The 23,192-nt window shown below is 28.1% G+C and carries 19 protein-coding genes and 2 tRNA genes; 9 read left to right on the forward strand and 12 right to left on the reverse strand.

Going from position 1 to position 23,192, the window contains the following annotated elements:
• The 5 genes from ACXYRQ_RS03865 to ACXYRQ_RS03885 form a co-directional block, all read right to left on the reverse strand.
• The coding region (locus tag ACXYRQ_RS03865; protein WP_458614868.1) for a site-specific integrase at window positions 1-663 on the reverse strand (663 nt) is incomplete at its 3' end.
• Between the two features lie 190 nt (window positions 664-853).
• A tRNA-His gene (locus tag ACXYRQ_RS03870) sits at window positions 854-929 on the reverse strand.
• A gap of 130 nt (window positions 930-1,059) precedes the next feature.
• Window positions 1,060-2,529 (reverse strand): lysine--tRNA ligase, encoded by a 1,470-nt coding sequence (gene lysS, locus ACXYRQ_RS03875; protein ID WP_458614027.1) that lies wholly within the window; start codon window positions 2,527-2,529, stop codon window positions 1,060-1,062.
• A gap of 69 nt (window positions 2,530-2,598) precedes the next feature.
• On the reverse strand, window positions 2,599-3,294 hold the full coding sequence (locus tag ACXYRQ_RS03880; RefSeq protein ID WP_458614869.1) for a ribonuclease HIII: 696 nt from the start codon (window positions 3,292-3,294) through the stop codon (window positions 2,599-2,601).
• Window positions 3,294-4,193: a Cof-type HAD-IIB family hydrolase gene (locus ACXYRQ_RS03885; RefSeq protein ID WP_435128813.1), complete on the reverse strand. Its 900-nt coding sequence runs from the start codon at window positions 4,191-4,193 to the stop codon at window positions 3,294-3,296. Before ACXYRQ_RS03885 ends, ACXYRQ_RS03880 begins: the two co-directional genes overlap by 1 nt.
• Before the next feature lie 640 nt (window positions 4,194-4,833).
• Here ACXYRQ_RS03885 and ACXYRQ_RS03890 point away from each other — a divergent pair.
• On the forward strand, window positions 4,834-6,831 hold the full coding sequence (locus tag ACXYRQ_RS03890; protein WP_458614870.1) for a S8 family serine peptidase: 1,998 nt from the start codon (window positions 4,834-4,836) through the stop codon (window positions 6,829-6,831).
• A gap of 1 nt (window position 6,832) precedes the next feature.
• Complete coding sequence (locus ACXYRQ_RS03895; protein ID WP_458614871.1) at window positions 6,833-7,591, forward strand: hypothetical protein; 759 nt, start codon at window positions 6,833-6,835, stop codon at window positions 7,589-7,591.
• A gap of 54 nt (window positions 7,592-7,645) precedes the next feature.
• Here ACXYRQ_RS03895 and deoC read toward each other — a convergent pair whose 3' ends face one another.
• Genes deoC through deoD form a run of 3 tightly spaced genes read right to left on the reverse strand, consistent with a single transcriptional unit; the run spans window position 7,646 to window position 10,312 of the window.
• Complete coding sequence (deoC, locus tag ACXYRQ_RS03900) at window positions 7,646-8,308, reverse strand: deoxyribose-phosphate aldolase (RefSeq protein ID WP_458614872.1); 663 nt, start codon at window positions 8,306-8,308, stop codon at window positions 7,646-7,648.
• Between the two features lie 2 nt (window positions 8,309-8,310).
• Window positions 8,311-9,606, reverse strand: a complete 1,296-nt coding sequence (locus ACXYRQ_RS03905) for a thymidine phosphorylase (RefSeq protein WP_458614873.1) — start codon at window positions 9,604-9,606, stop codon at window positions 8,311-8,313.
• A 1-nt stretch (window position 9,607) separates the two neighbouring features.
• Window positions 9,608-10,312, reverse strand: a complete 705-nt coding sequence (gene deoD, locus ACXYRQ_RS03910) for a purine-nucleoside phosphorylase (protein ID WP_458607626.1) — start codon at window positions 10,310-10,312, stop codon at window positions 9,608-9,610.
• Window positions 10,313-10,607: 295 nt separating this feature from the next.
• Between deoD and ACXYRQ_RS03915 the strand changes: the two genes are divergently transcribed.
• The 6 genes from ACXYRQ_RS03915 (at window position 10,608) to ACXYRQ_RS03940 (ending at window position 19,695) form a co-directional block, all read left to right on the forward strand.
• On the forward strand, window positions 10,608-17,249 hold the full coding sequence (locus ACXYRQ_RS03915; protein WP_458614874.1) for an SGNH/GDSL hydrolase family protein: 6,642 nt from the start codon (window positions 10,608-10,610) through the stop codon (window positions 17,247-17,249).
• 14 nt (window positions 17,250-17,263) lie between these two features.
• Entirely contained in the window at window positions 17,264-17,788 is a 525-nt protein-coding gene (locus ACXYRQ_RS03920) for a hypothetical protein (protein ID WP_458614875.1), read from the forward strand.
• An 83-nt stretch (window positions 17,789-17,871) separates the two neighbouring features.
• Entirely contained in the window at window positions 17,872-17,994 is a 123-nt protein-coding gene (locus ACXYRQ_RS03925; protein WP_458614876.1) for a hypothetical protein, read from the forward strand.
• Window positions 17,945-18,844, forward strand: coding sequence for a DNA cytosine methyltransferase (locus tag ACXYRQ_RS03930; protein WP_458614877.1), 900 nt, complete (start codon window positions 17,945-17,947; stop codon window positions 18,842-18,844). Before ACXYRQ_RS03925 ends, ACXYRQ_RS03930 begins: the two co-directional genes overlap by 50 nt.
• Window positions 18,837-19,529, forward strand: a complete 693-nt coding sequence (locus ACXYRQ_RS03935; RefSeq protein WP_458614878.1) for a UpaP162 family type II restriction enzyme — start codon at window positions 18,837-18,839, stop codon at window positions 19,527-19,529. Before ACXYRQ_RS03930 ends, ACXYRQ_RS03935 begins: the two co-directional genes overlap by 8 nt.
• Window positions 19,530-19,604: 75 nt before the next feature.
• A tRNA-Ser gene (locus tag ACXYRQ_RS03940) sits at window positions 19,605-19,695 on the forward strand.
• Between the two features lie 135 nt (window positions 19,696-19,830).
• On the opposite strand, the gene ACXYRQ_RS03945 is transcribed toward ACXYRQ_RS03940, so the two are convergent.
• The 4 genes from ACXYRQ_RS03945 to ACXYRQ_RS03960 are packed head-to-tail and all read right to left on the reverse strand — an operon-like array spanning window position 19,831 to window position 22,232.
• Window positions 19,831-20,859, reverse strand: coding sequence for an HAD family hydrolase (locus ACXYRQ_RS03945; protein WP_458614879.1), 1,029 nt, complete (start codon window positions 20,857-20,859; stop codon window positions 19,831-19,833).
• Complete coding sequence (locus tag ACXYRQ_RS03950) at window positions 20,859-21,257, reverse strand: hypothetical protein (RefSeq protein WP_458614880.1); 399 nt, start codon at window positions 21,255-21,257, stop codon at window positions 20,859-20,861. The genes ACXYRQ_RS03945 and ACXYRQ_RS03950 overlap by 1 nt, the downstream gene beginning before the upstream one ends.
• Window positions 21,232-21,765, reverse strand: a complete 534-nt coding sequence (locus ACXYRQ_RS03955) for a DUF4231 domain-containing protein (protein ID WP_458597959.1) — start codon at window positions 21,763-21,765, stop codon at window positions 21,232-21,234. Before ACXYRQ_RS03955 ends, ACXYRQ_RS03950 begins: the two co-directional genes overlap by 26 nt.
• On the reverse strand, window positions 21,765-22,232 hold the full coding sequence (locus ACXYRQ_RS03960) for a hypothetical protein (RefSeq protein WP_435129835.1): 468 nt from the start codon (window positions 22,230-22,232) through the stop codon (window positions 21,765-21,767). Before ACXYRQ_RS03960 ends, ACXYRQ_RS03955 begins: the two co-directional genes overlap by 1 nt.
• A gap of 59 nt (window positions 22,233-22,291) precedes the next feature.
• On the opposite strand from ACXYRQ_RS03960, the gene ACXYRQ_RS03965 reads away from it, so the two are divergent.
• The gene (locus ACXYRQ_RS03965; RefSeq protein ID WP_458614881.1) at window positions 22,292-23,134 is read left to right on the forward strand and encodes a Cof-type HAD-IIB family hydrolase; all 843 of its coding nucleotides are present in this window, start codon (window positions 22,292-22,294) and stop codon (window positions 23,132-23,134) included.
• Window positions 23,135-23,192 lie beyond the last annotated feature (58 nt).

Consider the following 23,192-nt stretch of genomic DNA (forward strand, 5'->3'; position numbering starts at 1 on the left):
TTTGAAAACAAAGATAGGTTTTTCCGGATCTAAGTCCTTTATTATCATTGCAAACTGTGATGTTGTCATTCAATCAAGTTGTACCTTGCGAATTGAAGATTTATTTTTTGTAGGAAGAAATCCACCATTTTCTTTATAATTTCAAGTCTTTGATACATTCAAGTTTTGTCTAACAAAATCAAAATCTTTTGGTGTAATAGCCAATGCTTCTGAAAACCTTAATCCTGTTTTAGCTATCAACAAAATTAATCAATCTATGTTTAATTGTGAATCTAATTTTAGTGTTTTAAGAAGCAATTGCAGTTGAAATTGATTAAGATATTTTTGTCTTTTTTCTCTAGGATTTTTTCCTTTAATAACTACCTTTCGAGTCGGATCGCTTTGTAAATAACCATCATCTAGTGCATCCAATATGCAACCCTTAAGATGATGATGAAAATCCATAGTAGTTTGTCTTTCATGGGTTAATGCATATTCGTTTAATAATTTTTGATATACATAGCGATCTAAATTACTTAGTTTAAGATTGGGTGCTAGTTTAATAAGTCATCTTAAGGTTAGTTCATATTTTTTATAACTAACATCCCTTATTGAATCTTTTTTATATACTAAGATTCAGTTTTCAAAAAATTTGTGTAATAGTATATCTGGTTTTCTTTTCATTATTCTCCTTTTAACCCACGGATATTATGTAAAAATCATATTATAGAGATAAAGAAAGAATAAGATATCAAATTATATACTACAACTTTCAATTTATAACTAATCTATCAAAAGAAACATTATACAGAGATTTTAAATTTTTAATTCCTTAAAACTAACAAGTTAAAAAAAGGATATAAAAAATAACCAATGGGGCGGTTGACGGGATTCGAACCCGCGGATGACGGGACCACAACCCGCTGTGTTAACCACTTCACCACAACCGCCATAATCTTGGTTATTGCTAGTATATTATACCGTAAATATCAAAAAACATAGTTTTATAACTATGTTTTTTTATGTCTATTATATAGGTATAAAAATAAAATATGAAATTTTTATACCTATATAATTTTTTTATTTATGATTTTTTCTCTTTAATGTAGGGAATAAAAGCACATCGCGAATCGAATCTTTTTCAGTAAATAACATAGTAAGTCGATCAATTCCAATCCCACATCCACCAGTAGGTGGCATTCCATATTCTAACGAATCAACAAAATCTCAATCTATATCACTTGCTTCGTCATTTCCGTTTTCTTTTTCTTGTAACTGTTCTTGGAATCTTTGCAATTGATCAATTGGATCACTCAACTCAGTATACATATTTGCATATTCTTTGGTATTTATAAATAATTCAGCACGTTCGGTAAATCTTGGATCTTTTGATTTAGCTGTTAAAGGAGAAATTTCAATTGGATGTCCATAAACAAAGGTTGGTTGTATCAAGGTTTTTTCGATTAATTCTTCAAATAGTTCATTTATGATATGACCTAATTTAAAGAATTTTTGTATCTTTACTCCATTGTTTTTTGCTACTTCTATTGCTTGTTCAAGTGAAATATTTCTAAAATCTACATTAGTTGCTTCAGAAACCGCATCTACCATATCTAGACGTTTAAAAGGTTTTGATAAATCAATTTCTACACCTTTATTTATGACTTTTTCTTTACCGAGATTTCTTGCAATTGTTTTCAATAATGTTTCAGTGCGATTCATCATTCCTTCTAAATTAGAGTATGCTTCATAAAACTCTATTGAAGTAAATTCAGGGTTATGTGTAGTATCAATTCCTTCATTTCTGAATATACGTCCAATTTCATAAACACGGTCAATTCCTCCTACTACCAACTTTTTAAGAGGAATTTCTGTCGCGATTCTAAGAACGAATTCTTGATCAAGTGCATTATGATGTGTAGTGAATGGACGAGCAGCAGCACCGGATAAATAATCATTTAAAAATGGTGTTTCAACCTCCATATATTCTAGAGCATCAAAGTATTTACGAATTTGAGAAATAATTTTTGTTCTGGTTCAAAATACATCTTTTACTTCATCATTAACAATTAAATCCACATATCTTTTACGATATCTTTCTTCTACATCACTTAGTCCGTGATATTTATCAGGTAATGGTTTTAATGCTTTTGTAAGTAATTTTATTTGTGTTGCTTTAACAGTCACAGCACCTGTGTTTGTCTTCATCACACTACCTTCAACATAGATAATATCACCTAAATCTAAGGTATCAACTAATTTTGCTAATTGTTCATCTTGTTTTTTATTAAAATATACCTGCATCTTTCCGTGATAGTCTTTCAATAAAATAAAAGGTCCACGCATAGTCATAATACGTCCTGCGATAGCAAGAAAATGCGGTTTTTCTTCAAGATGTTCTTTTGTTACATTTGAGTATGCTTTTTCAATATCATCTGAATAAGAAAGTTCTTTTAGGTTATCAGCTTTAGCAAATGCTTCAACTCCTAATTGTTCATATATTTGTAGTTTTTTTCTTCGAATTTGTTCTTGTTCACTATATTTTTCCATTAATTTCTCCTTTTTATTTATTTTATCAAAATCTTTATAATTGTTGATAAAAAACGGCAAAATGCCGCTTTATAATTTAAAACTGGTTTTACATACTTTTTCTAACGACTCTTCACCATGTTTTAATGCAAACTCTTTCACTTGTTGTTTTACTTTTGAACTTGCCCCATAAGCAAATTCATAATTTCATTCACTTCTTTGTTTATTCATATACTCTATTAAATAATAACGAGCTATTATGGATGCGCACGCAACAGATAAATTTATAGATTCGGCTTTTGGTTGATAAATAATATCAATATCTTTTTTATCAAGATCATTAAATAAATTTATTTCATTAAATTTTTTTTGATACTTTAAAATTGAGTTAAAAGTTGAATATTGATCAACTAATACTGCAAGATCTTTTACATTTATATTATTATATTTATCAAAAAAATGTTCTAAACAATGCATATGAACAAAATATTTGATTTCATTTGCATTATATTTTTTTGATACTAACTTATTATAACCACTTTGAGTAAGAATGTACTTAGTATATGGAATCTTTTTTATCAATTCCTTTGCTAATATCTTGATTCTATTATCAGTTAATAATTTTGAATCCTTTATACCTAATTCAGTTGCTCATAAATGTAAATTCTTAGGTAAAAATGTACAAACACCTATGACAGGGGTGAAAAAATCACCTACTCCTGTTTCATCTATACCTATTATCTCCTTATTTTTATATAATTGATTAAAAACATCAAGTAATCTCACTAATCTTCCTCTTGACTTCTCTTTCTGCGTTTTTCATTAGATTTAGCTTTTTCAAGTTCTGGATTATCTAAAAATTTATTTATATATCAACCTACTCCACCATCTTTGTTTGTTTTTGCAATCTTTACGGTCGCATATCTTTTTACTTCTCTAGTTGAATTTCCCATAGCTACAGAAACATTAGCAACCTTAAACATAGGAACATCATTAAAACCATCTCCTATTGCAACTGTATTCTCAATTTTTACATCATAGTAACGAATCAACATACTCAATGCTTTCCCTTTGTTAGCAGTAATATTAGTCATATCAAACACAGGACTTAATCCTTCCCCTTTTGACCAATATGAAAACTCTGCTAAATCGCCATATCTTGATTTTAAGTATTGCCTTAATGATTCAACATCTGTTGTTTTTTTCACATCAAAAATTATTCCTGTTGGCATTAAAGGTATTTTATGAAAGTCTAAACCTATTTTTAATTTTGCTGTTGTAGAAAATCCAAAAACTTTTTCTAAGTCTTCATCACGATGTTGTAATTGCACTCAATCTGGTCCTTCAATTGCAATATTAGAAACTTCCTGCTGGACTTTTTCATCACCTAAAATATAAAGAGCTTCATTTAAGTTTAAATATTTTATATAAGGGATAAAACTTTCATCATAAGGTCTGTGAATGTGTGCTCCATTATAATTAGAAACAACAGTATCCAATTTTAATGCCTCATAAATACTTTTAGTACTTCTTCATGGTCTACCTGTTAAAATACATACAATATGACCTTCTGAAACAGCACGATTTATTGCATTTTTTGTTTGTTCGTGCACTTCCCCGGTAGCACTGGATTGCAATGTTGTACCATCTAAGTCAATGGCAAATAAATATGTTTCCTTATCCATTTTTCTCCTTTTTTATCTTGTTTATAGTTAAATAATTAAATATATTAAATTATACACATTTTTGTTGAGATTTTGGATTTAAAAAATCCAGCTGATAAACCGTGTACTTAGTAGTTGGAAATATATATCGCAATATGACCAATTTTTTTTACGTGACCAGCTCAGGAGAGTTGTACGCTCTAATCACGACTTATATGTTATTTATCAATAACTTTTATAATAAAAATTCTATACACAAATAACAATATTTCAAATTTACTAGAAATGTTAAATAGATTCTTGTCGAGTTACGATGCTGCAGATGCTAGCGAGTTTAGTAAAGCATAATCTAACTATTTATTTACTTATTTAAATGCTATTTATGCTAAAAATGATTTAGAAAAGATAAAAAGAATTAATTATAAAAAAGAACTTGCAATGAATAACAAAGCAAAATAAATTATTAAAAAGGTGTTGGGTTAAAGTATTTATATAAGTATAAATGCATATTTCTTTTCCATAAAATTTGCAGATATAAAGAGTTTAAATAACTTTTTATATCTTTTTCTAAATCGTTTTCCTGTTTTCTTATAAAATAAAAATGTAAGAAATTATATACTTAATTAATTTCTTACAAAATATTGGATAAGGAGATATTAAATTGAAAAAAAAGATTAAAAAAATTATTTCTTTCGGAACCTTATTTTTTGGTTCTATAGCAACTTTTGCTGCAATTGGTATAACAAATACAACAAAAATAAATAAAAAACCTTGATATCTTGAATATCAAAGTAAAAAAGTTGAAGTTCGTATAAATAAAAATGGTGAACTGTTCAATTCAGTGAGGAATGTTGCTGTAAATAATAATTTTGAATTAAAACTTTTATTAAACTTTGATGAAAAACCTAATTCTGTTTATGAAGAAAATTGGATAAAAGATAAAAACATTGATTTTATAGATGCAATCAAAAAGAAAAAGTTAAATTTCAAAAAATATAAAATAAGTTCGATGATGCCAATCGTTTGATTTTATTTCGATGATGAAAGTCAAAGAAAAAATTTCATTAATAGCATTATAGATGAAAAAGAAATTTATAAAGGCATAATTTTCCCTAATGAAATACAAAATAAGCAGTTATCTTATAATAACAAAACAGATTGAGATGTCTATTTCGATCGAGATATAACAGTAGATAATACAAAAGATTTAGAAATAGTTAATTTTAAAAAACAAAAAGAAAGAGAGGATAACAGATATTATAATAATGTAGGAAATATAGGTGTTTTAGAATGAAATGGTATGATAGATGAAGGAAAATTACAAAATTTTCAAAAGTTTGGGATTAAATTTTATAATGTATCAAATTCAAATTATAGACATCATGCGAATGAAGTTTCAAATGTTGCTGTAGGTGATCGTGGTTATGATAGATATTCAAAACTTTTCTTTTCTACATTTATTAATGATTCTCAATGACAAACAGCTATAGAATGAATGGTTAAAGAAAATGGAGTGAGAATTATAAATCATAGCTATGGTCCAGATAAAGATGAATATAGAAGAACATACAATGAAAATAATTTATTTTTGGATTACATATCAAGAAAATATGGAGTTGTAAATATTTTTTCTTCTGGTAATGGTAATGGTAATAAAGAAAAACGAAACGAATGAATTAATGGTGATAAACTCTCTTTTAATGACATTGTTGTAGGTGCATTAGATTATAACCCACAAACAGATAAACCGACTGAAACAATTGCTAAATATTCAAATTTTTTATTACCTGATAAGTATACAACTCTTTCAAAACCTAATGTTGTAGCACCAGGATATTTATATAGAAGATGACATAAAAGCGAAAACGGTAATTGAGAAAAATTTGGTGTTGTTGGTACAAGTTTTGCTGCACCAGTTGTCACTGGTTTAGTGTCCACTCTGCTAAGAGAAAAAACATTTTTAGATAATGATAAAAACCGATTACAAGCTATAAAAGCCATTATAGGTGCTTCTTCAAGAAAACCAAATGTTAATAATTTAGAGTATAAGTCAAACGGGTATTCGACTGTCTACGGTTCGGGAATAATAGATTTTGAAAATATGTTAGTTGCTGCAAATAACTTAGTTACAAAGCAGGTCTCAAAATCGGATAAAGATTTTGTTCTATCAACAAGAGAATTTTATGTGCAATCAGGTAAAAAAATCAAAGGTGCTAGTTCTTGATTATTCAATTCTGGTTTACTAAAATCGCCAGAGAACTTACCAACATATAATGCGAATGTAAATTGATGATGATTTCTAGGGATTCTTGGTGGAGTAATAGCTAATTCCATCGAAGGTTCAAGATTAAGTAAAGAAAAAACAGAATGATACAATACTCATATAAATAACCAAAGACTTAATCTAAAAACAATCAATACTAGGCAAGAAGATAAATTATTTTCAGACTACGATTTATATCTTGAGAAAAAAGATAGCAACAGAAATTGATCAGTAGTAAAAAGTATAACATCAGTTAAATCAAACGATGAAATATTAGAATATACAACAGCAGATGCAGGTACATATCGCTTGAAAGTTAAAAAATATTCTGATGCATTGTTTGATAATTCAATCGATGATAGTTTAGCATTAACATATACGGTTCAGGACAACTAAGATGAAAAAGCTCAAAAAAATCTTTTTTCCTTTTTCTTCTAGTTTGATATTCTTTATGTCAGCTTGCTCTACTGCTAAAACATCAGATGTTAAAGTAGAAAAGAAATATAATTTAGAAGATATAGAAAAATTTCGTTCCCTAATTAATAAATATAACAACGAAAATGGTATTAAATCAATTTATGATGAATACTTTTCAGATTTATGAAGAGATAATAAAGAAAATAACGGTAAATTTAAATACTTATTAAATAATAGATATGAAATTATTACTTCCGAAAATGAATTAAAAGAAAAGTTTTTAAATAAATTTACATTAGAACATATCAGAAAATATTATCATATAGATCATTTTGTTACGAATCTTAGTTTTGATGTAAATACATTAACAGAAGAAAAATTAGAAAAAATGAACCGAGAAAAGTTTCAAGAGACATTTTTGGACAACCAAGATATAAGTGAGTTCTTTAAAAATAAAAACTTGTTAATGTATGAAAGTTGATATGATCATGCTTCACAAGATCGTACTCTTGTTACTGATTATAAAAATAATAATAAAACAAATTTACATTTCAATATAGTTGACTCAGATGACTTAGGATTTGTAATAAATGTGCCTGATTATGTAGGGATTGAAAACTTAAAAATGGAAGTAAAGTATCTTAATAAATCCGATACTATAACCGTTTCTCCTTTGATGAACCTAGAACAAAACAAAGATTTTTACGAATACCTTAAAAAGTTATACAAAGAAGAATAAAATCAAAATAAGAACATTTTTATGATGTTCTTATTTTGATAAACTTTTTTTGTTTTAATATCCTGATTTTGATTGGTTTCCTTCTACTATTGCAACTGATCTTGATGTTCCAAATCGCGATGCCCCTGCTTGATGCATTTTGATCAGGTCATCTAATGAAGAAATTCCACCTGCTGCTTTGATTTGTAATTTATCTCCTGCTACAGATTTCATTAATTCAATATCTTTTAAATTCGCTCCACGAAAACTAAATCCAGTGGAAGTCTTAATAAATTCTGCTCCAGATTTTAGCACTATTTCTGTAGCTTTTTTAATTTCTTCTTCTGTTAACAAAGCAGTTTCGATAATAACTTTTAAAATTTTATTTCCACATGCCTCTTTAACTTTCTTAATATCATTTAAAACATATTCATAATCTTTTTGTTTAAAGCGACCTACATTGATTACCATATCAATTTCATCAGCACCATGATCAATTGCAAGTTTTGCTTCTTGTGCCTTTGCTTGTGTTATCATTACTCCTAGTGGAAAACCTATAACACTGGTAATACCTACATCGCTTTTTTGCAATTTTTCAGAAGCATACTTAACTCATGATGAATTCACACATACGGTTTTAAATCCGTATTTTTTGGCTTCATCAATAAGTTTATTAATATCTTTTTCGGTTGCTTCTGCTTTCAAATAAGTATGATCAATCATCTTGTTATAATTCATTTTTACCTCATTTTATCTAAAATTATTTTATTTTCTACGGGTGTTTTATTAATCCGATATCCTTGCATTAATTCATTTACAAGGGTTGGATCAATAGGTTTTGATGAAGATAGGGTGAAAAGTTTATATCCTGGACGAACCAATTCATTTGTTTTTTTATGAATTGTGATTCCGGCATCAAAATCTATGCTATCTTCTTTGGTTTTTCTTCCGGCACCAAGTTTCATAGCTACGATACCGAATGTTAAACTATCAAAAATTTCCATATATCCATCGATTTGATTAAACACATGTAATTGGTATTTAGGTTTTCAAAACTCATCACTTTGCAACTTATTCACATCACCATTTTGTGCTTGCACAAAGTCATAAAACTTTCTTAATGCACTTCCATCTGAAATCACTTTTTGTATTTTTTGCAATGCTTCAGTTTCGTTAGTAGCTATTTTTGCTTGTTGTAAAATGGTGGCACAAGAAGAAAAAACAAGTTCATTAAAGTCATCTGGTCCTTGTCCTTGCAAAGTTTTTATTGCTTCTAAAACTTCGTTTTTATTCCCTATTTCTCTTCCGATTGGCCGATTCATATTAGTTATTTCAACTCTTACATCTACATTTAACTCTTTACCAATATCAATCATCCGTTTAGAAAGTTCCTTAGCACTTTCTAAATCTTTCATAAATGCACCATTCCCGCATTTTACATCTAATAAAATTGCATCAGCTCCTGTTGCAAGTTTTTTAGACATAATTGATGATGCAATTAATGGAATCGATTGAACAGTTGCAGTTACATCCCTTAATGCATATAATTTTTTATCAGCAGGAACTAATTTAGCACTTTGTCCGATTATGGCGATTTTATGTTTTGTAACTTGCTCAATAAATTGCTCATAAGTTAATTCGACGTGAAAACCAGGGATGGATTCAAGTTTATCAACAGTTCCACCTGTATGTCCTAGTCCTCTTCCGCTCATTTTCGCTACTGGCGCTCCGCAAGCTGCAACTATAGGCGCAACTGCTAATGTAGTTTTATCTCCAACTCCACCTGTAGAATGTTTATCTACCTTGATTCCAGGTATCATAGATAAATCCATAACTTCACCTGAATGCATCATATATTTAGTCATTAATGCAGTTTCCTTAGTGGTCATAGAATTAAAAATAACTGTCATTAAAAATGCACTCATTTGATAATCTGGTGTACTTCCATCTACATAAGAGTTAATTAAAAACTTAATTTCTTCTTCATTAAGTTCTAAATTGCGTCTTTTTTTATCAATAATATCAACTACACGCATTTTATCTCGCTAATTTTAAAGCAATTTCCATCATTTTTGTAAATGAATTTTGACGTTCATTTGCACTTGTTTCTTCGTGAGTAATTAAATTATCACTAATTGTTAACAAACATGCCGCTTGTTTACCTGTTGCTTGTGCATTAGTAAATAATGCATATGATTCCATTTCTACACAAAGGGCACCCGATACATCAATTCTTTTTTTAAGTGGTACAGATGTATAAAATACATCAGATGAATGTACTCTTCCTTTATTAATTTTAGTTCCTAAATCAGAAGCAATCTTTTCTATTTCGGAATTTAATTGAAAACTTGGTTTTGCAATGTGATCATCTTCGTTTAAAACAAGTTTTCTAAACGAATTATTGTCTGCATATGCTTCAGTTGCTAAAACAACTTCATATAAACCCAAATCCTCTTTATATGCTCCTGCAGACCCAATTCTGATAATGCGATCTACATCATAGAATTTAAATAATTCATAAGAATAAATACCAATTGATGGACAACCCATTCCGCTTCCTGCAATTGTTACAGGTTTTCCTCTATAAGTTCCAGTATACATAAACATATTTCTGATTCAGTTAACTAATTTATAACCTGGATCTAAGTATTTTTCTGCGATAAATCTAGCTCTTAAAGGGTCACCAGGCATAATAACTGTCTTAGCAATATCCTCTTTAGCTGCTCTAATGTGTGGTGTCATAAATCCTCCTTATATGACAAATTACTATAATAATTTTATCACTATTGATTTTTTCTTAAAATATTATCTTATTTTATAGTATAATATTATTATGAAAATGTTTTCTTAAAAATTGAAGAAAAATTATATTTTTTATTTTTATGAAACAAGAATGTGGAACATATTTATATTATATATACTGCAAAAGGTAAAATTTGTCCAATAAAGGCACATTTAAAAAGATTAAATATAATTAGTCTTTTAAATGTGCTTGACACAGCACTTAATCATTAAAAAATGATAGTAAGGAACATTTATGAAAAAGAGATTTTTATTTACAGGTGGAATGGCGCTGCTTACAGCAACTGCTATAACTGCTTCTTGCACAGCTTCACCAAGCAATTCAAGCGAGCATCTCCCCCCCCATTCAGCTCAGTTAATAGTTAAATCGCAGCGTGATAAATCTGATTTTTTTATTCCAGCGAATGAAAAAATTCGATATGTTGCAATTGGTGATTCAATTACAGAAGGATTTGATGGAACATTGTTAAGATCATATCCTGGTAAAAAAGAAGCAGATGGAAGCATCTCTGGTGTTTCATATCCTGCTTATTTAGCGAGACTTTTAAACCAGAATAATCGTGTAGATGACTTTGAAAACTTCGCTATTTCTGGTTCAAGATTACTAGATTGACTTCGTTTATTTAATATCCCTTATCAAAGTGGAATACCATATGAAAATAAGAATGAGATTACCATTTTTGGTAAGGATTGAAAAACATATGCACAAAAAGTTAAAGCAAAATTAAAGGATGCTAACTTAGTTACATTCTCACTTTCTGCTAATGATATGTTGTTTTTACTTTTCCAACAAGCATCCAAAGATGATGTTGTAAAAATTGTTAAAAAATACTTAGCAAAACAAGCAATTGCTGCTGATGTGGTAGCATTTTTTACCAAATTACTTAATGATGCATTAAGAGAAACACAAAAAAGATTATTAACTTTTGTTTCAAACCTTAGAACATTTGCCCCAAAAGCAAACATCAATATTATTAGTTATCCAACCCCGATGTTTGGAATGGCCAATATTTTAAGGGATTATGTTAATAAATTATTAGGTGGTAATTTTGATATTTCACCATTTGATTTTCTTATTAACCACCTTAATAACGGACTTAAAGAGGCTGCAAAACGTGCTAATATAAACTTCATTCAAGCAGTTAATGCTGATTATTGAAATCATAATGTAACTAAGTTTACTACCTTATTCTTTGATATTCACCCTAATATCTTTGGTTACAAAAAAATCGCAATGGATATTTATCTTAAGATAACTAATCCATCATTAAATGTTAATGATTATAAAAACTATGATTTTTCACAACAATACTTAAACTTAGATGCTGATACTGCTAAATATGAAATTCAAGTAAAGGAATCGAATGCTAAAGTTCTTGGTTTTAACACTGATGCTTACTTAAAAACTCGCACTAAACAAGAACAAGAAGTAGCTTCCGAAAGAAAAGTTTCTAACTTTAGCACCAGAATCGGTGAGTTAACTAACGACTTACTTGAAGGTGCTAAAGATGCGTTTAACTTCTTAGCTACTAATTCTACTTATAAACAACTTGATCCAAACGGACTTTTAATTAACTTATTGAATCAAAAACTTAGCAGTGGAAAAAATGGTAAAGATTCAATTATTGATACTATTATTAATGCTAAAACAATTAAAAACATAATCTATAACACCGAATCTGCTCTTTCAGAACTGCGTGCAAAGGGACAATTAACTTTAGATAAAGTTGCTCCGGTATTTAAGGATGCAGTCTTCAATATTGAAAACCTTGCTTTATTAATTGCTTCGCTTTCACAAAGTGAACTAGTAACAGAACACAAAGATCAGCTCGCTGTTGCTTTAAAAACAATCTTAAAAAACTCTTTAAGTGTTTTCAAAGACAAGATTTCAGGATTTTTAAATTCTAAATTACAAGAAAATCTAAGTGATTTTAACTTCACAAAAGATGATTTAAATCAACTTTCGCAAGCATTTATTTCATCACAATACCTTAAAAACTTAATAGATTTATTAATCGATTCATTTATCTTAAATCCAAGTAAATTCACTGAAGTTAAAACCCTACCTGATATCATTCGTGCTTTATTTAGTGATGAAAATCAAAATCAACAAATTACAGCTAATGTAAATAATCTCCTTATTGAAGTTCTTTCAAATCCGAAACTTAAGAAAATTACTACTGAAATTATTTACAATTTCCTTAAGAAAGGACAAATTGATAAGAATATCACTTCTGAACAAGTTGAATCTGTTGTATCCGACTTTTTAGCCTTAATTACCGATGTAAACAGTGAATTTAAAGTCTTTGATGAAGTAACTTTATCAGTATTAAATCATCTTAAAACTGTAGGTGACATCAAACTTCCTGATTTATTTACCAATGCAATCAAAGAGGTTTATGATAAATTTACTACAACTGGAAACCCAACAATATTATTTAGCATAATCAAAAGAGTAGCTCAATCAGATTTATTCAAAAATCACAAGGACTTTGCTAAACAAGTAGTTAAAAATGCATTAGATGAAAATAATTTAGCAAGAATTTCGCAAGAAATTGTCAAAACTATTAACAAGCAGAAAGAGGTTTCTAAATACATTTCATCTGATGCTGTAGCAAAATTAGTTCAATTGATCTTTAAGCAACCACAAATACATACTCTTTTAGATGCAAGTGTAGATGCAATAATCGATAATGTGGATATTTGAGATAATGCTAATAATTTCACTGATATAGTTACAGAAATTGTAAAACGTGTTCCTTATGATAGCAACAAAGATTCAATTAATGCTGTTTTAAATAACATTATTAATGATCCAGATTTTGCTAATGTTTTAATTGATGCGTTTTCAACATCAATACAAACTTTTGGATTAAATAGCAAAGATCCAAAAATTAGTCAATTTATTAACGATTTAATTACACACATCCTAAAATGAATCAATGATAATAAATTTACCCAAAGCATAATTGATGTAATCGGAGAAAGTCTTTTAGAAATTAAAACATCAAACAATCCTTTTGATGAATTTGCAAAAATTCCATCAAAAGTCTTTGATGTAATCAAAGATAAATTTACCAGCTTACCAAGTGAAAAAATTCAAGAATTAATCTCTGCTCCTTGAATCTCACAGAATGCTGATGCTGCAGCCGCAATTATTAAAGTTATTTTTAATGAACTAAATAAACGTGGTATCTTTACTAAAAATATTGTTCCTGCTTTAAAAGATTTATTATCAAAGGATGCAGCAAAACCTTATCTAGATTCCAACGAAGTAACTCCATTATTAACATCATATTTACAAACTCAGCAAGGTATAAATTTCTTAGAAGATACAATTAAATTAATAATTTTAAATCCTAACCTTTTTGATAAATCAAATGGACCTAGAGACATTACCAACATATTATTAAAGAGCACAGACTTTAAAAACATCCTAAATAAATACCTTGCACCACTTTTGATTCCACAGGCACAAGCAAAACATCTACCAAATACAGTTGCAAAACTTCTTCGCGAATTTGCTCGTAGATATAACTACAACATCTCAGATGAGTATCTTGATTTACTTCAATCACTTTATCCAAGTTTAGTAGATTTACTAAATCAGATGCAAAACTTTCCACAAGTTGCTAGTGCAGCAATCAAAGGACTTTCTGAATCAGAAAACGTTGATCAAATTGCTTGAAATATTTTTAGTGAAATTTCAAAAGTTATTAACTTCAAAGACTATGAATTTTGAAAAAAAGTTATTGAAACACCATTTATTTCTGAACATAAAGATCAATTTAGAAAACTACTTATTTCGTTCTTTAATACTTTCAAAACACAAGATTTATCATATGTTTTAGAAACTTTCTTACCTGATACATTATTTAATTTAACCAAGGAACAACTAAAAGATCGTATAAATGCTTTATTAACCCATGATGAATTTGTATCAGTTTTAGACAGCACTATACAATATATTTTAGACAACACAAGCAAATTTACTAACTTCAACACATTCACAGATGCACTAAGAGATGTAGTTAAAAATTCTATTTTAGAGAAGTTATATAACGATTTTATTAAAAATCAAGCATGAGTTGATCAAATTCTTGATAAAGCATTAACCGATGAACAAAAACAAAGTTTAAGTAATTTAGGAGCTGATTTACACCTACTTAAAGAAGGTACAAAAGAAATAATTAATGATTCAAGTTTAAAAACTCAAATTTTTGCTGCTATTGATGATTTATTATCAAGACTTGATACCTTTAAAACTTTTACAAGTCGATCAGATTTGGTGCAAAAAATCTTTACTTCACAACCTTTCCAAGATGCAATTAAATCTATATTAACAAATATTTTTGCAAAATTATATACATCTAACAATTTCAAACAACTTTTGGCAAAAGTTTTAGTAAAACAAATTAATAAAACATCTTATGCATCGATATTCAAAAACATCGATGCATCAAAACAAGAAAAAGCTGCTGAATTATTAATTGATGCCTTCGGTGTAACTGACAAAACTTTAAAACTTTCTCAAAGTTTTATCGATGGACTTTTAAAACTGTTATCAACCAACGGTACACAAATTGAATTAAGTGTATTATTTAACAAATGATTAGAGCAAGTTAAGGTATTTGCTTCTGATCCAAGTTATGAAGCAAAATTCATTCAATTGCTCAATAATATGCTTGCTCTACCACAACTTAAACAAGGTGATAACAAGGACATCTTTAGTAAACTCCTTGAAAATGGATTTGAACTTCTTATTAATCAAGTTGATTTTGGTGGAATCTTATGAAACACATTCGGAAGTTACCTAGAAACCTTTGTCAACAATAACCTTATCAACAAAGAACAATTCACTACAATTATTAATTCTGCTTTAAGAGTCGATGGACTAAAGACAGTCATTGTTAATATCGTCAAATACTTCATTGATCACAATGACACCTTTAAAGATGCTAAATCTGTTTTAGATGTTATTAAAAAATATCTAAATGAATCAAATAATGAAACTAGTTTCAAAGATGCAATTAAATCTGTATTGAAAACCGCTTTATCTTCAAATGATCTAAAAGTTGTAATCAAAGCAATTATCAATAATGTAATAACATACTTAAATATCCAAAAAAATGATCATATAACAACATTTATTGATGCAGTTGCTAATGATTTTGATGGATTATTTGATCGCACAGGTGTATTTGATAAAATATTATCAGCAGCAGTTGATTCAGTTAAAAATAGTAGTGATTTAACAACCTTTGTAACCAATTTTACCAACAACATCAAAACTAATGTTAATTTCTTGCACTTTGATTTATTCAAGAAAGTTCTTAACGATAAAGTTATAAGTGAGCACAAAGATGGTGCTAAAGAGTTGTTACATGCGATTGTAAGTAACTTATTAAATAATGAAGAAAAAACCAAAACATTTATTAAATCAATCAACCTTTCTTCTTTCTTTATAAATCAAAGTGAACTGACTGGACCAGAATTTATCAATGATGCATTTGCTCTTGCACTTAAAGATTCTAATATCCGTGATTTAATCAATTTAATTCTTAGTGACTTTATCGATCGTGCAACTGAATATAATAATAACAGCGATTGATGAAGTGCATTAAACACCTTATTTAAATCAAGTCAATCAGAACAATTTAAAACTAAATTCACTGAATGATTAAAGAGTGTACTTAAAAATCCTGACCCAAGACTTCCAAAAGGACTTGCACAATTATTAATCACATCACTTAAAAAAGCAGGTTTTGCTCTAAACGATGAAAGTGATTTAACTTTATTTACTACTGTTTTAACCAACTTAATGAAACAACTTGTCCAACGAGATGAATTATCACAAATGATTACACACATTTATGATAACATCAAAGCAATTGACTTTAGCAAGGATCATAATCCTAATAAAGTAAAACGTGCAATCATGGATGGTGCTTTATATATGATATTAACTGATGATAAAAAGAAGATATCATTAACCAAAATTGTTGCACAAAAAGACTTACTTAAAGCGCTTGTTGATTCAATCGGTGATGCTAACTATATAACCTTAGTAAACAGATTATTTGAATCATCTAGTCGTGAAAATAAAACAGGAATTTATAAGTTTATTGATAACTTTACTAAGGTTAAACCGGCACAACCTGCAAAGCCACAAAATGGACAAGACGCGTCAACACCTAACCAAAGCAACCAACCAAGTAACGAAGATACATCTAAAAATGATAATTCAGATGAATCATATGGTTTTAAAACAGGTGGAATATCTCAAATTCTACAAAATGCATCCGGTGTTTCAGATTTAGTTGCAGTGTTAACTGAACCAGCATTTAAAGAGATGATTAAAAAGTTAGCAGATAATTCATTTAACTATACAACTGATAATAACAAAAAGAATAATCCTGAATATAAATTCTTATTTAGACTTTCTGCGCTGATATTATGATGAATTCATGATGGTGCTGGTGTAACTGGAACAACCTTCTGAAATAGTAGTAATTATGATGTTCAAGGCTACTGAAATGATGGTTTAAGAAGAGCGTTTAATGCTGCTACAACAAAGGATTCTAAATCTAGTTGAGATACACTAACTAATGATAAAAAAGTTGCTATTGGAGCTTCATCAAAAGCAAATCCAAGTATTTTTGATGATACTTATATTATTGGGACTAAATCTACTTCATTTTGAGGTACCAACAATAACTCTGCTACCAATTATGACAAGAACTTGCTAATCAACTACATTTTCTATAACAATCACGGTAATCAAAATGATAAATATATTAGCAGTAAAAAAATGAAGGACGTGTTGTTAGAAGCAATCGAAAAAGGATATTTAGGTTGACAAGGAACTGCTAAATAATCCGAAAGGAATATATGAAAGTTAAAAAATTATGATGATATCTTGGTTTTGGTAGCATAACAATTTCTTCTGTTGCTTTTGCTGTTGCTTGCACACAACAAGTTCAACAAAAACCAAAACCAAAACAAAATGATAACGATATCTTTAATCAACATGTTCTTCCACAAATAACCTTAGCAGATGTTGCACAAGATACTAAAAAATATACCAAAGATGATTTGCAAAAAGCTCTTACAAACTTTTTAGCTGTGATTGCACCAGGATTTATAGCTTCTGATGCTTCTAAAAATACTAATAATTTAAACAACAAAGAAACCTTAGATAAGTTAAATACTTTTGTAAAAGATATTATGAATCTAATCCCAACAGGTGGAGATTATAGCACTCTCACTAAGGTAATGCACTTTTATACAAAAGCATTGCTTACACCGGGTTCAAAACATGTAGCCCCACAAAACATTGTTTCGGTTCTTTTTCAAATTTATGCCGGCATCCAAAGTTTACAAGCACAAGCTGCTGCTTTGCAGCAACATAAATAAATAATAGCAAGGGTAATATCCTTGTTTTTTTAATATTTTCAATAATTATGTATTTATAAGTAGCATTAAGATATAATTAAATTATGGATAAGAAATTACTTGATTTATTTGCTGGTTGTGGTGGATTAACATATGGATTTGTAAAAAAATGGTTTTGTGATTACAGACACCGTAGAATTTTGAAAACCTGCACTAGATACATATAATCTTAATTTTAACCAAGATGCCTTTGTTAATGACATTACTGATCCAAAAGTCTTAAAATATCTTAAGGATAACTATGCGCATAACATCGATGTTATCATCGGTGGTTTTCCTTGTCAAGGATATTCAATGGCTGGTAAAAGAGATAAAGATGACGATCGCAATCAGCTCTATAAATATACCATAAAGGTAATTGAAGACATTCAACCAAGTCTTTTTGTCTTAGAAAATGTAAAAGGAATTCTTTCTTTTAAAGAACATGATGGAAATTTAGTCATAAATAAAATTATTGACAAATTACATAGCATTGGTTACTATGCAAAATATATCTTACTCGATGCATCAAATTTTGGTGTTCCACAAAAGCGCCAGAGAGTGATTTTTATCGGTGCTAAACAACATCAAAAGGAAAAAATTGATAAAGTAATTAAAATGCTTGAAAACACTTTTCTGCCTATTAAAACCGTATATGATGCTATATCTGATTTAGAAAATGTTTCTGAAGATGTAAAATGAAATCATATTTTTTCAAAGCATTCACCTAAAATGCTTGAAAAAATTAAAAATACACTACCTGGTAAATCCCCGATGAAAAATTATTCCGATGCATTTAAAAGACAATTTTATGATAGACCGGCAACTACAGTAAAAGAAAATCATGGTGGAGTTCTTTTGCATCCAAAACTACACCGAGTTATGACTCCTAGAGAACTTGCTAGATTACAAAGTTTTCCAGATGATTTTATTTTTACTTCTTCAAAAAGTAATATCTTAAAACAAATTGGGAATGCTGTCCCTCCGAAATTATCTGAAGAAATTGCTAAAATTATAAAAAAGGTGTTTTATGAATAAGTGAAATTTACTAAATAAATATAAATCTCTTTTGCTAAGTCAGTTACATAATATTTTTAAAGTATATAAATATCAAATACAAGTTAATGCAGAAGATTTAAATTTATTAGAATCCAAAAATAGTACACTTCGATCTTCAACAGCAATAGGATTTATCATAGAAGAATTTGTATATCAAAAACTAAAGAATGTATTTTGTGATTTTGTTGTAAATATTTATCGCAAATCTAAGACAACTGCACAAAGTTATGATTTTATCTTAGATTTTTCAGATGTTATGTTTTTAGTTAATATAAAAATTGAAAATAACACAAGTAAAAATAATGCTGTTGCATCTATAAGTAAACTGTTATTAGATTATTATAAATTTATAAAGCAAGGTAAAAACTTCTTTTATCTTATCATAAAAATTAAATATAAAACCTTGGATGTTAAACCAGAAATATCATATTATGATAAAATTAAAATAGAAGATTTTTCAATATATGCACTTGACGAATTTTCTTTTGATAACAAACACAAACAGGATTACCGTAACTGAAGCACAAATTTTAAAGCAGAATCTGGGAGATTAATTATTGATTCAGAATTTTTCAAAAACAATAAACTTAATCTAACTGATTCAATTTCAAATCAAAAGACTTTTGCATCTTTACAAAAGATATTCAAAAGACTTAAACAATAACATTTTTTGACAAAAAAATTTTTTATTTTTTCTTTGTAAAAGTCCTATTATGTTATAATAACTTAGGTCTCAAATGGAACAGTACTCAAGAGGCTGAAGAGGCGGTCCTGCTAAGACTGTAGGGGAGGCAACTCCCGCGGAGGTTCAAATCCTCTCTGTTCCGCCATTTTTTTAATATTTAAATTCAAATTTTCATACCTTTTTTAAGCAAGTTGGTTTCTTAAATGAAATCATTCTTAAATTTGTTTTAAATCCTTAAACAAATTTTTAATTTTTAATAATTTAAAGACACCTTTTAACCTTAGGTGTCTTTCTTTATAAATTCAGCTAACCAAGCAACATCATTGCTCTGTAGATGCATATGAACCTTATTTTTGACTATTTCAAATGAATTAGCTGTAGTTGCTGAATATCTTACAACTTCAAACATTGATATATCATTTTCAGCATCGCCGAACACCATTGTTTTATTTGCATCTAAATTATATTTATCCAGCAACCATTTTAGTGCATTACCTTTGGTTGCAAATTTGGATGTGATATCAAAAAATTGTTTTTGTGATACTACACCAGTAATATTTGCTTTATTTTTAAGGTATTCTTTTAGTTCAATAAACATCTCTTCATCGTTTTGTCTTCTTACAACTAAGAATTTAAAATATTGTCAATTATATTGTTTTAAATCCACTTTTGCTTCTATATATCTACCTTTTTTAACTCTGCTAGGATAATTTTTCTTTATATAAAAATCACTTAAGTGAGTATTGTATGCAACCATTTTATCTTTAGTATAGAACAAAAAATCAAAATTTAATTCAATTAATTTATCATATAAATCAAATGCATCTTCTTTTAAGATATCAAATGATTTAACCAGTTTATCATTTTTTAAATCATATATCATCGAACCATTTGCTAAAATTAGTGGAAACTGAGTTGGTATATGATGGATAAATGATTGAATGGTAAACTTGGGTCTTCCGGTTGCTATGATAATATTTTTATTTTTGCTTTCTAAGTATTTTAATGCATTCAATTGTGCATCTAAAAGTTTAAAATCGGATGTCAATAATGTCCCATCTAAATCAAAAACAAAGGTATCAATATCATTCAAATTAAATTTAATTTTCATAACTTTTAAATCATATATATTTTCCTTATTCAACTGTATACTATGTATTTTAGTTAAAATTTCATTATTTGCATTAAACAAACATATTACTTTATTTATATAATTAAACTTAGCAAAATCCTCGCATTGTATTTGGATTTTGCTAAGTTTATTTTCTGTTATTGAACTTAAATCCTTAAAATAAAATCTTAGTTGCATTAGCTAAATAATTCCGAAATGTTATCAATATCTTCTTGTGATAAGTCTGTTTTTGCTTTTAATTCCAATGTTATTTCATTTGATCTAGCTAAATTGTCTCTTAATTTATTTTTACGATTTGATAAGTTTAAAAAAGATTGAATTGAAATTAAGAATGTTGATATCGAAGAAATAAATGAAATAGCAACAAACGTAGCCATTGTTTCATTTGGATAACTATTTCAACGAATTGAATATAGGTTTAATACCACAACTGATGCAGATACTGCTATTGATAAAATACTTAAAAGTATGAATATTGTTCTTCAAAGAACATACTTTTTTTGCACATAATTTTTCATAATATGCATTTTTGGGATAACTGCTATTGAATTATAAACTTGTTTGATCTTGCTCATTTTTTCTTCCTTTTTGATAATCTTGAATGTCTAATAATGCTGTTGATTTATATCTTTCAGTTTCTAAAATATGTAATGCTCTTTTGTATAAAATAAATTTATTGGTGTCATTATTATGTGTATATAAATACAATTTTGATTTATAAAATACATATTCCATTTCAAGTTGCTTAACTTTCTTTTTATAAAAGATAAACTTACTATTAACGACAAATAAAGACAAAATACCTGATATTAATGATAAAACCGAGTTAATAATTGTAGTTAATAAAATATAGTTCGATGAATTATTAATGAACTCGTTTTTATATGGATTGACATTGTTTAAAAAGTGTGGATTATTACCTGCTAAAAACAATATCGCGATGATACTAATATAAAAAGCTGTGATAATGGTAATAAGGTTTAAAATGTAATAGAAAACTCCATAGACATACATTTTGATTTTGGCATTTTTGATAATTTTCCCATACATTTTTCTTGGTGTTAAATCGCGTTTTGATTGCATTATTTTATCCCTCTTTGAAACTCTGCTTTAAGAATTTTACCTATACCAACTTTCTTTTTCTTAGTTGCTTTTTCTCAAAGTTTATCAATAATCACTTCTAAATCAGCCTTTGAAATTTGGTTGCTATGATACTTTAAATCAAGGTATTTTAAAGTATTAACAATTTTTTTATACTTAGCAGAACGATCAAAATATTTATAAATAATCAAGGTTAATGTCAAAATAAATGAGAAAATTATAAATACAACTAGCACCATTAACAAAATATAAGATGTTGATTCAAAAACTTTTTTATCTTCGTTTCCTTTATGGACCAGCACCACTAATGCATAAATAGCAACTGAAATAGATGCAATACTAAGTAGTGAAATAATCGATGACAACAGTGAATCAACAATCGAATAAATGCGCAATGATCGCTTATCTATATCATATTTTTGTTTAAGTTTTTCTAAAATTAAATTCATATTATTATATTTTATAATAAAAAGTGTATGTAATTAATAAATTATTTTATAATTTATGTATGAAAAAATGAGCTATATTTAGTGACGTTGATGGGACTATATATCCCTTTCCATGTAAAGAATTAACAAAAGAAAATGTTTCAAAAATTCATGAAGTTGTTGAAAAAGGAATCCCTTTTATCATTAATACCGGTAATGGACCATATCCGAAAATTCAAAATTTAACTGATAAAGTACACTCTCGGTACATCATTTGTTCAAATGGTGCTTTAATTTTTGATAATCAAACAAAAGAAATTTTGCATATTGAATACCTTCCACAAGAAGAAGCGAAAAAAGTTTGAGAACTTGCAGATGAACTAGGATTAGGTTTATATTATTTTGGTACACATAAATATTATTTAAAAGGTGCTGATGATCGTTTCCGTAAATTCATTAGTGATTTTTGTGAATATACCGACTGAATCGAAACAGGTGAAATACCATCTGATTTACATAAAATTGAGTCTTATGGACCATTAGAACTTGTTGATAAATTTTGTGAACTTGCAGAGCAAAGAGGTATCAATTTAAATATTGTCAACCTTAAATCACATATTGAAATAACAAAAGCAGGTGTATCAAAAGGTAGTGGTATTAAGTGGGTTTGTGATAATCTTTTAAATGCATCCGTTGATGATGTAATGGCTATTGGTGATAGTCAAAATGATATTTCTATGTTCAAAACAGCAGGATATACATATGCAATGGAAAACACCGATTCATATTCAAGAACTTTTGCTAAATATTTTACATCCACAGTAGAACAAAACGGTTTAGCAGAAGCAATTGATGATTACTTATATCGTAGTGATTTTGAATTAAAACGTGCTATTTCACAGGGTTTGAAGAAAAACAAATAACCTCTTTGAGGTTTTTTAATAAAATGTATATAAATAAGTAATTTTTAGATATGTAAAA

This window comes from Mycoplasma sp. 394, assembly GCF_054353895.1.